Here is a 12,269-nt window from a genome sequence, read left to right on the forward strand (position 1 = left end):
CTGGACTACCGTTTTTTATTTGATCTTGATCACGACTTTGCCTTTGGCCCGGCCTTGGGCTAAATATTCAAGCGCCTCCTTCGCTTGCTCGAACGCAAATACCTTGTCGATCACCGGCCGGATGCGCTCAGACTCGAGCAGTTTGCCAATTTCGTTGAGTTGAGCACCCTCGGGGCGAGCGAAGAGAAATGAATACTCCACGTCTTTTTTTCTCGCCAGCCGCACGATCTTGCGACTCATCAACCCGAAGACAAAAACGAGGAAGACGTTCAACCGGCGAGCGCGAGCGAACGGTTTATCCAACGGCCCAACGAGGGAAACGATCTTGCCGCCAGGCTTGAGGATGTCGACGGACTTCTCGATCGCGTCCCCTCTGATCGTGCCGAGCACTAAATCGTAGCCGCGCAGCACTTTCTCGAACGCTTGCTTCTTGTAATCGATCACCTCATCTGCGCCCAGGCTGCTCACCATCTGGACATTGGCTGTACTGGTGTTGGTTGCCACCTTGGCCCCCAGGTATTTAGCAAACTGGATCGCAAAGGTACCAATGCCCCCGGATCCCGCAGGAATAAATACTTTCTGGCCTGGTTGAAGATCAGCGCGCTCCTTTAGTGCTTGCCACGAGGTGAGCCCTACCATCGGAATTGAAGCCGCTTGCACAAAGTCCAGGTTGGCTGGCTTTGGCGCAGCAACATTCTCAGGTACGACCGCAAATTCGGCGATTGACCCTGTGCCGAGGTCGAACACATTGGCAAAGATGGCATCACCTATCTTGAAGCGGGTTACGCTGCTCCCGACCTCGGCAACGACGCCAGCCAGATCGCTGCCCATAATGGCTGGCAATTCAAACCTCAAGATAGGCTTGAATATTCCTGTCGTGATCATGTTGTCGATGGGGTTTATTCCTGCAGCATGCACCTCGACCAGAATTTCGTTGGGCTTCAACTCTGGGCGAGGAACTTGAGCAAACCCGATTTCAGGCGATTTGCCATAGCGTTTGAAAGTAAGCGCTTTCATAGTGCTCTGATTCCGAAGGGTCGTTTGGTATGGGGGGGAAGCTTGAGCTTCGACAAGATCCGCTCCAGGCCCCTGCTCTGCCGGGGCTAAGGAAAAAGTGTTTTTTCTCAATGGAACCTAAACGAATCTTTACGCAAGAAATTCCAGAGCCTTGGGTACGAACTCTGCGTGGTACTGGAAAACGCCGCCGTGCCCTGCGTCCTGATAGATCACGAGTTGCGCATGGGGTATGCGGCGGGCTATGTCGTAACTCAGTTCAGTCGGCACCATGATGTCGCTGTCTCCGTTGACGACCAGGACAGGCATCCGTAAGTGGCCAAGGTCTTGCGCCGCCTGCCTGCCCCAGGCCTTGATAGCGTTGAGTTGGCGAAATAGCGCGCGAGGAGTCGGCCCTTTGTCGCGGTCTGATTCGCGCTCCTTCAGCCTTTTCAGAAAAGCGCTGGCAGCTTGCCGGCCACTCTTCGTGGAGGTAAAGAACAGATAAGTCTTGGGATCGCGCAGCGTCAACAAACCCTTGAGCATCAGTGGCCAGGACAACGCACCGACGCGGTCGATGCCTTGTCCCCCCGCAGGGCCCGTGCCAGCGAGAATGAGTTTGCGCACCAGACCTGGCGCCTTCAGAGCCAGGTCCTGCGCCACGAAACCGCCCAGCGAAAAGCCCAGCAAGTCGACCTGATCAAAACCCATCGTGCGAATCAGCGCGAGAGTGTCGCGGGCCATCTCATCTACGGTCACCGGTGCAACGCCGCCGGACAAACCGATTCCTCGATAATCAATAGCGATGACTCGGTGTTTACGGGCAAGACCATCGGCAATGCGCGGATCGACGTTATCCAGCACGGCGCCCCAATGATTGAGTAGAAAAACAGGGATGCCGCTGTTCAAACCCAACTCGCGGTACGCGAAGGCAGTCTCCCCCGCGATGACCAGGTTATTGGGTGCCTGGGCATAAGAGGTTGTCAATTGGGTAACCGGCGTCGAACTGCTCATCAGTGATTCCTCGGATTCGGGCAAGCGCGTGGTGAGGGTCAGGCTTACGGTCGATAACGCTCGGCGGCATGGGCTTGTCGAATGTCGGACAGCAAGCCTTGGCGCGCCTGATCCAGCGCATCCCAACGGCCAGCCACGTGCAGCGGCGGGATTGTGACAAGCTCGCGGCGGTCGAACCCAACCAATGCGGCGTCTACCAATTCTTCAACCTCCATCACCTCGGAGATTGTGTTGAGGTCGATCCCTGCGCGCTCCCAGATTTCAGTTCGGGTTGCCGCCGGCAGTACTGCCTGGACGTATACGCCTTTGGGCGACAATTCCAGGTTCAGTCCTTGGGACAGAAACAGCACGAAGGCCTTGGTGGCGCCATAGATCGTCATGCCGAACTCGGGAGCGAAACCCACCACTGATCCAAGATTGACGATTGAGCCCGTACCTGACTGTGCAAAGCGTGGAGCGACCGCTGCTGCGAGGCGGGTCAAGGCCGTGATGTTGAGCGTGATAAGCCGTTCAATGGACTCAGCGCTCTGCAGGGCGAAACCGCCGGACTGAGCCATCCCGGCATTGTTTATCAAGATTCCAATGCGAGCGTCGTCGCGCAGACGCGTTTCGAGCGCGGCGAGATCATCGGGCTTGGTCAAATCGGCCTGGAGCACTTCGACAGCAACACCGCTGTCTTCTCGCAGGCGTCCGGCCAAGGCATGAAGGCGTGCCATATCTCGTGCGACAAGCACGAGGTCATGGCCACGGCGGGCGAAGCGTTCGGCGTAGATGGCGCCTATACCGGAGGAGGCGCCGGTGATGAATACGGTCGCAAGCTTTGTCATGAGGTAATTCCTTCGCAAATTGTTCTGACGTGAACTAAGCAGATAAGCGCTTCAGCCGGAGATTGTCGGGTAGTCGGTATAGCCGACAGCGCCGCCACCATAGAGCGTGACCGGGTTGGGCTGCGCCAGCGGCGCCCCGGTTTTGAAGCGTTCAACCAGATCGGGGTTGCTGATGAACGAGCGGCCGAAGGCGAAGAGGTCTGCCTTGCCAGCGTTGAGACGGGTCGTGGCAAGTTCCAGGTTGTAGCCGTTGTTGGCCAAGTACGTCTGCTTGAACCGCTGGCGTAGTGCGTCGTAGTCGAACTCGGCCACATCGCGCGAGCCGCCGGTCGCACCTTCCACTACATGCAGAAAGGCTATGTTCAGAACATCGAGTTGCTCGGCGATGTAGTCGTATTGCGGTTGCGGATCGCTGCAGGAAATTCCGTTGGCAGGCGAGACCGGTGAGATACGCACTCCGGTGCGACTGGCGCCGATTTCTTTCACCACGGCGCTGACAACGTCAATAAGCAGGCGTGCGCGGTTCTCGATCGAGCCGCCGTAAGCATCAGTGCGCTGATTGGCGCCATCCTTGATGAACTGCTCCAGCAGATAGCCGTTCGCCCCGTGAATCTCCACACCGTCGAAGCCTGCGGCAATCGCATTGGCCGCCGCTTGGCGAAAGTCGTTCACGATGCCTGGCAGTTCGCCCAGCTCGATAGCGCGTGGTTCGGAGACGTCGGCAAATCCGTTATTGACGAAGGTCTTGGTCTGCGCCCGGATCGCTGAAGGCGCGACTGGCGCTGCGCCGCCTGGTTGCAAGTCAACATGAGAAACGCGGCCTACATGCCAGAGCTGTACAAAAATGCGTCCACCCTTGGCATGCACGGCATCCGTGACCTTACGCCAGCCTGCCATTTGCTCGGGCGTGTAAAGACCGGGCGTGTCCTGATAGCCCTGAGCCTGGGCTGAGATCTGCGTAGCCTCGGTGATGATCAACCCGGCCGAAGCACGTTGGGCATAGTAGGTCGCGGTCAGTTCACTCGGGACCAATCCAGCGCCTGCACGGTTGCGGGTCAACGGCGCCATCACGATGCGATTAGCGAGCGTCAGGTCACCCAGGACGTAGGGTTGGAACAGCGTTTTCTCGGTCATTTTGTTTAACTTCAGGTATTGGAATGCTGACAATGATTACGACCGAACTCTAAAATGTCAACGGTTTGATGTCGATCAACATCAATGTATAGTGACGCAATCACAGCTGGATAAACGTTGTTGGATGAGCGATGAAAGTCACTAAAAAACAGGCGCAGGCCAATCGGGCGCATATCGTTGAAACCGCGTCCGCGCTTTTTCGCGAGCGTGGCTATGACGGGGTGGGCATTGCCGATCTGATGGCGGCGGCTGGCTTCACTCAGGGGGGCTTCTACAAGCACTTCCGCTCCAAAGCCGACCTGATGGCGGAATCGGCAAACTGCGGCATGACGCAATCCGCTGCGCTTACAGCGGGTGCTTCTGCGTCTGAATTCGTTAAGGTTTATCTCTCTCGCGAGCATCGCGATAATCGCGCCACGGGCTGCACGATGGCCGCGTTGTGCGGGGATGCCGCCCGTAAAGAGGAAGAAGTCCGAGCCGCGTTTGCTGCCGGTATCGAGGCCCAGCTCGCGGTGTTACAAGACGAATCGGACAGTGCGGATTCAGCTCAGGCACGTGCCAAGCGCCTCGCTTTAATGGCTCACGCAGTCGGTGCAATCGCTCTGTCGCGCGCCTGCCCTGACGACTCGCTGCTTGCCGATGAGATTCTCTCGGCGTGCCGCGACGCCATCCTTGCGTCGTTGATGCCATCTGGCACTGAGCCGGACGCGCCCTTGCCCGAACTCAATGCACGTTAACAAAACGGTTTGAATTGCGAGCCATTGGCAAAGCAATGGCAACGCACCTTCGTCGGAGGTCACCACTGCCTTCAAGAGCGGTAGCGTGCAGCGGGTTGGGAGTTGAAGCCGCGTCCGCGCTCGAGCACGGCCTCAACTCCTTTGCTCGCGCATTTCAATCGTGGACAGACCCTTGCACTCCACGCAACACACAATTGTCATCATTTCATTTGATAGCCCGCTAACGAAAGGTGCATGCTAGAGGGCTTGCTTCTGGCTTATATCATTCCGAATGATAGTTACCTTTGCCTCGTTCGATTCGTTTGATACCGCCCCGCCAAGCATTATCCGCCCATCTCAATACATTGGCGGATGAATCCATGGAACAGTCACTCAAACATTTGCGCTTCCCCTTGGCCCTGTTGGCCGTGATGGTGATGAGCGCCTGCGGCAAGACCCCGGACGCCGCCGCCACCATGCCCGCGGCCAAAGTCAGCGTGGCCAAGGTGCTGGAGCAACCGGTCAACGAGTGGGACGAATTCACCGGGCGCCTGGAAGCACCGGAAACGGTAGAGATTCGTCCACGGGTCTCCGGCCAGATCGATGACGTAACCTTCACCGAAGGCGCATTGGTCAAGAAAGGCGATCTGTTGTTCCAGATCGACCCGCGCCCCTTCCAGGCTGAGGTCCGCCGCCTCGAAGCCCTGGTTGCGCAAGCTCGCGCCACGGCCACCCGCAGTGAAAGCGAAGCCCAACGCGGTGAGCGCCTGCGCACCAGCAACGCGATTTCCGCCGAACTCGCCGACTCGCGCACCAGCGCCGCCCAGGAAGCTCGCGCCGCCGTCGGCGCCCTCCAGGCCCAGCTGGACCTGGCCAAACTGAACCTGAGTTTCACCCGCGTAACTGCGCCCATCAGTGGCCGCGTCAGCCGTGCGGAAATCACCGCCGGCAACCTGGTGACCGCCGACACCACCGCGCTGACCAGCGTAGTGTCCACCGACAAGGTCTACGCCTACTTCGACGCCGACGAGCGTGTGTTCCTCAAGTACAACCAGCTCGCCCGCCAGGGTCAACGCGGCGCTACCACCCCGGTTTACATGGGCCTGTCCAATGAAGACGGCAACCCGCACCAGGGCCAGATGAACTTCGTCGACAACCAGGTCAACCCGAAGACCGGCACCATCCGCGGTCGTGCTGTGTTCGACAACAGCGATGGCAGCTACACCCCGGGTCTGTATGCACGCCTGAAACTGGTGGGCAGCGGCACTTACTCCGCAGTGTTGATCAATGACGAAGCGGTCGGTACCGACTTGGGTAAAAAGTTCGTGCTGGTGATGGATGCCGACAACAAAACGGCTTACCGCCCTGTCGAGCTGGGTCCGAAGATCGAAGGTTTGCGCATCGTGCGCAGCGGTTTGAACAAGGACGACACCATCATCGTCAAGGGCCTGCAACGGGTACGTCCTGGCTCACCGGTCACCCCTGAGGTGATTCCGATGGCCAGCAAGGAAACCCTCGCGGCTCTCGCTCAACAACGACAAGCGCTGGAAGCCAGCAACCTGCCCCGAGTCGCACCTGCCAAGGTCGCGCCGGGTGCGGTTGTGAAAGTGGCTGCTGCGACTCCACGCGGTTAAGGGGCAACTACTCCGATGAATTTCTCCCAATTCTTCATTTCACGGCCGATCTTCGCAGCGGTACTGTCGCTGCTGATCCTGATCGCCGGCGCCATCTCGCTGTTCCAGTTGCCGATCAGCGAATACCCGGAAGTGGTGCCACCGACCGTAGTGGTCCGTGCCAACTTCCCCGGCGCCAACCCTAAAGTCATCGGTGAAACCGTGGCCGCTCCTCTTGAGCAAGCCATCACCGGCGTCGAGAACATGCTGTACATGTCCTCGCAGTCCACCGCTGACGGCAAAATCACCCTGACCATCACCTTCGCCCTGGGCACCGACCTGGACAACGCGCAGGTGCAGGTGCAGAACCGCGTGACCCGGTCCGAACCCAAGCTTCCCGAGGAAGTGACGCGCATCGGTATCACCGTCGACAAGGCTTCGCCCGACCTGACCATGGTTGTGCACTTGACCTCGCCGGACAAACGCTACGACATGCTCTACCTGTCCAACTACGCCTTGCTCAACATCAAGGATGAGCTGGCGCGTCTGGGCGGTGTCGGTGATGTGCAGCTGTTCGGCATGGGCGATTACTCGCTGCGGGTGTGGCTCGATCCGAACAAGACCGCTTCGCGCAACCTGACCGCCACCGATGTGGTCACGGCGATTCGTGAACAGAACCGTCAGGTGGCGGCCGGTGCCCTGGGCGCCCCGCCTGCGCCGAATGCCACGGCGTTCCAGCTGTCGATCAACACGCAAGGTCGTCTGGTTTCCGAGGAAGAGTTCGAGAACATCATCATTCGTTCCGGCGAGAATGGTGAAATCACTCGCCTGAAAGACATCGCTCGCGTCGAACTCGGTTCCAGTCAATACGCCCTGCGTTCCTTGCTGGACAATCAGCCGGCGGTGGCGATCCCGATCTTCCAGCGTCCTGGCTCCAACGCGATCCAGATCTCCAACGACGTTCGGGAGAAAATGACCGAGCTGAAGAAGAACTTCCCGGAAGGCATGGACTTCAGCATCGTCTATGACCCGACGATCTTCGTGCGCGGCTCCATCGAGGCGGTGGTACACACCCTCTTCGAAGCACTGATCCTGGTTGTGCTGGTGGTGATCCTGTTCCTGCAAACCTGGCGCGCTTCGATCATCCCGTTGGTGGCGGTGCCGGTTTCGCTGATCGGTACGTTTGCCGTAATGCACCTGTTCGGTTTCTCGCTGAACGCCCTGTCGCTGTTCGGACTGGTATTGGCCATCGGTATTGTGGTCGACGATGCGATTGTGGTGGTGGAGAACGTCGAACGAAACATCGGGCTCGGGCTAAACCCTGTGGAAGCCACCAAGCGTGCGATGCGTGAAGTGACCGGTCCGATCATCGCGACGGCGCTGGTGCTGTGCGCAGTGTTTATTCCGGCCGCGTTCATTTCCGGATTGACCGGTCAATTCTACAAACAGTTCGCCCTGACGATTGCGATTTCGACCGTGATCTCGGCTTTCAACTCGCTGACCTTGTCGCCAGCACTGGCCGCCGTGTTGCTCAAGAGCCATGACGCGCCGAAGGACCGCTTCTCCAAGGTCCTGGACAAGATCTTCGGTGGCTGGTTGTTCCGTCCGTTCAACCGTTTCTTTGACAAGGCCAGCCATGGCTATGTCGGCACCGTGGGCCGGGTAATCCGCAGCAGCGGTATCGCCCTGCTGCTGTACGCAGGCCTGATGGTGTTGACCTTCTTCGGTTTCTCCAACACCCCGACCGGTTTCGTACCCGGCCAGGACAAGCAATACCTGGTGGCCTTCGCACAACTGCCGGATGCCGCGAGCCTGGACCGTACCGAAGACGTGATCAAGCGCATGTCTGACCTGGCCCTGAAACAGCCTGGCGTGGAAAGCGCGGTGGCCTTCCCCGGCCTGTCGATCAACGGTTTCACCAACAGCCCGAACGCCGGCATCGTGTTTGTCACCCTGAAGCCTTTCGACGAGCGTAAGGATCCGAGCATGTCTGCCGGTGCGATTGCCGGTGCGTTGAACGGCCAGTACGCCGGGATTCAGGAAGCCTACATGGCGATCTTCCCGCCACCGCCGGTACAAGGCCTGGGGACCATTGGCGGTTTCCGCCTGCAGATCGAAGACCGGGGCAACCTGGGCTATGACGAGCTGTACAAAGAAACCATGAACATCATCGCCAAGAGCCGCAGCGTGCCGGAACTGGCCGGTCTGTTCACCAGCTACACAGTGAACGTGCCGCAAGTCGATGCCGCCATCGACCGGGAAAAAGCCAAGACCCACGGCGTGGCCGTCAGCGACATCTTCGACACCCTGCAGATCTACCTGGGTTCGTTGTATGCCAACGACTTCAACCGTTTCGGTCGTACCTATCAGGTCAACGTTCAGGCTGAGCAGCAGTTCCGCCTCGAATCGGACCAGATCGGTCAGCTGAAAGTGCGTAACAACCGCGGCGAGATGATCCCGCTGGCGACCTTCATCAAGGTCAGCGACACCTCGGGGCCAGACCGCGTGATGCACTACAACGGCTTCATCACCGCTGAAATCAACGGTGCTGCAGCCCCAGGCTACAGCTCCGGCCAGGCCGAGAAAGCCATCGAGAAACTGCTCAAGGATGAACTTCCGAACGGCATGACCTACGAGTGGACCGACCTGACCTACCAGCAGATTTTGTCCGGCAACACTGCGCTGTTCGTGTTCCCGCTCTGCGTACTGCTGGCGTTCCTGGTGCTCGCGGCTCAATACGAAAGCTGGAGCCTGCCACTGGCGGTGATCCTGATCGTACCGATGACCCTGCTGTCGGCCATTACCGGGGTGATTGCCTCGGGCGGCGACAACAACATCTTTACCCAGATCGGCCTGATCGTACTGGTGGGACTTGCGTGTAAGAACGCGATTCTGATCGTCGAGTTTGCCAAGGATAAACAGGAAGAAGGTCTCGGCCCGCTGGCAGCGGTTCTGGAAGCCTGCCGTCTGCGTCTGCGGCCGATCCTGATGACCTCCTTCGCGTTCATCATGGGTGTTGTGCCACTGGTTTTCTCCAGCGGTGCCGGTGCCGAAATGCGTCATGCCATGGGTGTGGCGGTGTTCTCCGGGATGCTCGGGGTGACCTTCTTTGGTCTGCTGCTGACGCCGGTGTTCTACGTACTGATTCGCAACTTTGTGGAGCGCGGTGAGCAACGCAAAGCGGCCAAGGCGCTGAAATTGGAAAAGCAACTGGAGGCGCAACAATGAGCCTGAAAGCCTTCCTGCCGAGCCTGCTGGTACTGGCGCTGAGCGCCTGTGCCGTCGGCCCGGACTACAAAACCCCAGCCACCGAGGCGGCCAACATCACGGCCGCCACCGATGGCAGCGCCGGTCAGAAGAACTTCGACCGCGCCCGTTTCGAAGGCATCTGGTGGCAGCAATTCGACGATCCGACCCTCAACCAGTTGGTGACTAAATCGCTGCAAGGCAACCGTGATTTGCGCGTGGCCTTCGCCCGCTGGAAAGCGGCCCGGGCGATTCGCGATGACGCCAGCAATGACGCCATGCCGACCATCACCAGCCGCGCGAGCAGCGATCTGGCCAAGGGGCAGATTCCCGGCCAGACCACTAAACGRGTCAACAGCGAACGCTATGACCTGGGTCTGGACATGGCCTGGGAACTGGACTTGTTCGGTCGCATCCAGCGCAACCTGGAATCCAGCGACGCTGAACAGCAGGCGGTCGAAGCCGATCTTTACCAACTGCAAGTCACCATGATTGCCGAACTGGTGGACGCCTACGGCCAATTGCGTGGCGCACAACTGCGGGAAAAGATTGCCCTGGCCAACCTGAACAACCAGCAGGAGTCACGCAAGATCACCGAAAGCCTGCGTGATGCCGGTGTCGGCGATCAGCTGGACGTGGTTCGCGCCGATGCGCGCCTGGCGTCTGTCGAAGCCAGCGTGCCACAACTGCAAGCCGAACAGGTTCGTCAGCGCAACCGCATCGCCACCCTGCTGGGAGAACGTCCGGACAAACTGACCGTCGACCTGAGTCCAAAAGACTTGCCCGCCATTGCCAAGGCCCTGCCCATCGGTGATCCGGGTGAACTGCTGCAACGTCGTCCGGACATCCGCAGCGCCGAACGCAAATTGGCGGCTGCCACCGCGCGTATCGGCGTGGCCAAGGCTGATTTGTTCCCTCGGGTGAGCCTCAGCGGTTTTCTTGGCTGGACTGCCGGGCGCGGTTCGCAGATCGGCTCGTCGGCGGCCAATGCCTGGGCACTGGGCCCGAGCATTACTTGGGCGGCGTTCGACCTGGGCAGCGTGCGCGCCCGTTTGCGCGGCGCCGATGCTGAAGCCGAAGGCGCCTTGGCGACCTACGAACAGAAAGTACTGTTGGCATTGGAAGAGTCGGAAAATGCTTTCAGCGATTACGGCAAACGCCAGCAGCGCCTCATTTCGCTGATTCGTCAAAGCGAATCGAGCCGCGCCGCTGCTGATCTCGCCGAAATTCGTTACCGCGAAGGCACCGTGGACTTCCTCGTCCTGCTCGATGCTCAGCGTGAGCGTCTGGCAGCCGAAGACACCCAGGCCCAGGCCGAAGTCGATTTGTACCGCGGCATCGTCGCGATCTACAAAGCCCTCGGCGGCGGCTGGCAGCCAGAGACGGTCGCCAGCAAGTAATGCTTTAACGTGCCCCTTTGGTTGGCCGCAACCCAACCAAATTCTTTGCCCCGTGCCTCATTCGGTCACGGGGCTTTTTTTTGTCGGTCTGTAGGAGCGAGGCTTAGTGAGTGGCCTGTGAGTCCCGGTTTTCCATGACAGTGACGGTGGCCGTGGTCCCGGCACGCAGGCGGTTTTTGGCGAGATAGTCGGCGTCGATCTGAATCCGCACCGGCACTCGTTGCGCCAGTTTGACCCAGGTATAGCTGGGGTTGATGTTGGCCAGCAGGCGACTGCCGGGGGAGTTCTCGCGGTCGGCGATAGCAAAGGCGATGCTTTGCACGGTGCCGCCGAAGGTCTCCCCGCTCATCAATTCGATCCTGACCCGATCACCCTCCTCGATTCGCGGCAACTTGGTTTCTTCGAAGTAGCCACTGACATAAAACGATTGACTGTCAACCAACGCCAACAGCGCACCGCCACCACTAGCGAAGTCACCCTCGCGGGTCAGCAGATTCGTCACATAGCCACTGACCGGCGCCACCACCCGGGTTCGTTGTAAATCCAGCTCGGCCTGGGTCAAGGCGGCAATAGCCAGCTGCACATTGGCTTGCGCCAAGCCAAGGTTGGCCTGGTTTCTCAACAGGTCCGCCTGAGCTACCGCCACTTCGGTACTGGACTTTTCCCACTCTTCGCCGGAGATCGCGAAACGCTGCTTGAGCGTCCTTCGCCTCTGCTCTTCGCTCTGACGTTGTTTGAGTAAGGCCTCACTGGAAATGATGGATGCCTTCGACTGGCCCTCAGTGGCTTTCGCCACTTCAACTGAGCGCTTCGCGTGTTCGACCGCCAGTGCGTAGCGCGCCGGGTCGATTTCCAGCAGCAACTGGCCCTTCTGCACATGCTGGTTGTCCTGCACCTGCAAGCTAATGATGCGTCCCGAGACCTCGGCTGATAGCGTCACCACATCGGCACGCACTCGCGCATCACGGGTCCAGGGTGATCGAGTGTAATGATCCCAAGCAAACCAACCGAGCAGCACCGCCAACCCGACTACGGCCAAAGTCACCAGTTGTGCAACGGTTTTCTTCAGACTCATGAGATACCCATCACCAAAATCACCACCGCACACACGCAAGCGTAGACGGTCATTTTCACTGAGATTTGAATATTTTCAGTTAGGTTGTAATGGGCAACACGCGGTCGCATCGTCTTCCTCCGTTACGCCGCTCTTCAAAGGCATGAAAGATGACAAGGAGCCTATGGAGCCGCCAATCCTCGACGGCAGTCCAAGGGCCTGGCCCGAATTGAATGTGCCAGCAAAACCGACGGACGGCCCCATATGGCAGC

9 protein-coding genes are annotated in these 12,269 nt (G+C 59.1%); 4 read left to right on the top strand and 5 right to left on the bottom strand.

The window, feature by feature from the left end; genetic code table 11:
* Positions 1 to 15 precede the first annotated feature (15 nt).
* From AC1D2Q_RS06240 to AC1D2Q_RS06255, 4 genes are all read right to left on the bottom strand, one after another.
* Positions 16 to 1,017: an NADP-dependent oxidoreductase gene (locus AC1D2Q_RS06240; RefSeq protein ID WP_477812609.1), complete on the bottom strand. Its 1,002-nt coding sequence runs from the start codon at positions 1,015 to 1,017 to the stop codon at positions 16 to 18.
* A gap of 129 nt (positions 1,018 to 1,146) precedes the next feature.
* The gene (locus AC1D2Q_RS06245; protein ID WP_477812610.1) at positions 1,147 to 2,007 is read right to left on the bottom strand and encodes an alpha/beta fold hydrolase; all 861 of its coding nucleotides are present in this window, start codon (positions 2,005 to 2,007) and stop codon (positions 1,147 to 1,149) included.
* 44 nt (positions 2,008 to 2,051) lie between these two features.
* Positions 2,052 to 2,834, bottom strand: coding sequence for an SDR family NAD(P)-dependent oxidoreductase (locus AC1D2Q_RS06250; protein WP_477812611.1), 783 nt, complete (start codon positions 2,832 to 2,834; stop codon positions 2,052 to 2,054).
* A 51-nt stretch (positions 2,835 to 2,885) separates the two neighbouring features.
* Positions 2,886 to 3,968 (bottom strand): alkene reductase, encoded by a 1,083-nt coding sequence (locus AC1D2Q_RS06255; protein WP_477812612.1) that lies wholly within the window; start codon positions 3,966 to 3,968, stop codon positions 2,886 to 2,888.
* Positions 3,969 to 4,099: 131 nt separating this feature from the next.
* Between AC1D2Q_RS06255 and AC1D2Q_RS06260 the strand changes: the two genes are divergently transcribed.
* The 4 genes from AC1D2Q_RS06260 to AC1D2Q_RS06275 all read left to right on the top strand — a co-directional run bounded on the left by AC1D2Q_RS06260 (position 4,100) and on the right by AC1D2Q_RS06275 (position 10,943).
* The gene (locus AC1D2Q_RS06260) at positions 4,100 to 4,705 is read left to right on the top strand and encodes a TetR/AcrR family transcriptional regulator (protein ID WP_477812613.1); all 606 of its coding nucleotides are present in this window, start codon (positions 4,100 to 4,102) and stop codon (positions 4,703 to 4,705) included.
* Between the two features lie 359 nt (positions 4,706 to 5,064).
* On the top strand, positions 5,065 to 6,318 hold the full coding sequence (gene mexE / locus AC1D2Q_RS06265) for a multidrug efflux RND transporter periplasmic adaptor subunit MexE (RefSeq protein WP_477812614.1): 1,254 nt from the start codon (positions 5,065 to 5,067) through the stop codon (positions 6,316 to 6,318).
* 15 nt (positions 6,319 to 6,333) lie between these two features.
* Entirely contained in the window at positions 6,334 to 9,525 is a 3,192-nt protein-coding gene (locus tag AC1D2Q_RS06270; RefSeq protein ID WP_477812615.1) for an efflux RND transporter permease subunit, read from the top strand.
* On the top strand, positions 9,522 to 10,943 hold the full coding sequence (locus tag AC1D2Q_RS06275) for an efflux transporter outer membrane subunit (protein ID WP_477812616.1): 1,422 nt from the start codon (positions 9,522 to 9,524) through the stop codon (positions 10,941 to 10,943). The genes AC1D2Q_RS06270 and AC1D2Q_RS06275 overlap by 4 nt, the downstream gene beginning before the upstream one ends.
* Positions 10,944 to 11,046: 103 nt before the next feature.
* On the opposite strand, the gene AC1D2Q_RS06280 is transcribed toward AC1D2Q_RS06275, so the two are convergent.
* Entirely contained in the window at positions 11,047 to 12,018 is a 972-nt protein-coding gene (locus tag AC1D2Q_RS06280; protein ID WP_477812617.1) for an HlyD family secretion protein, read from the bottom strand.
* Positions 12,019 to 12,269 lie beyond the last annotated feature (251 nt).

Source organism: Pseudomonas sp. P1_A1, from assembly GCF_056406935.1.

What these genes read in the sequence shown, in the direction of transcription:
- AC1D2Q_RS06240 (WP_477812609.1), bottom strand. Translation starts at nt 1,017, where the DNA reads ATGAAAGCGCTTACTTTCAAACGCTATGGCAAATCGCCTGAAATCGGG.
- AC1D2Q_RS06245 (WP_477812610.1), bottom strand. Translation starts at nt 2,007, where the DNA reads ATGAGCAGTTCGACGCCGGTTACCCAATTGACAACCTCTTATGCCCAG.
- AC1D2Q_RS06250 (WP_477812611.1), bottom strand. Translation starts at nt 2,834, where the DNA reads ATGACAAAGCTTGCGACCGTATTCATCACCGGCGCCTCCTCCGGTATA.
- AC1D2Q_RS06255 (WP_477812612.1), bottom strand. Translation starts at nt 3,968, where the DNA reads ATGACCGAGAAAACGCTGTTCCAACCCTACGTCCTGGGTGACCTGACG.
- AC1D2Q_RS06260 (WP_477812613.1), top strand. Translation starts at nt 4,100, where the DNA reads ATGAAAGTCACTAAAAAACAGGCGCAGGCCAATCGGGCGCATATCGTT.
- mexE (WP_477812614.1), top strand. Translation starts at nt 5,065, where the DNA reads ATGGAACAGTCACTCAAACATTTGCGCTTCCCCTTGGCCCTGTTGGCC.
- AC1D2Q_RS06270 (WP_477812615.1), top strand. Translation starts at nt 6,334, where the DNA reads ATGAATTTCTCCCAATTCTTCATTTCACGGCCGATCTTCGCAGCGGTA.
- AC1D2Q_RS06280 (WP_477812617.1), bottom strand. Translation starts at nt 12,018, where the DNA reads ATGAGTCTGAAGAAAACCGTTGCACAACTGGTGACTTTGGCCGTAGTC.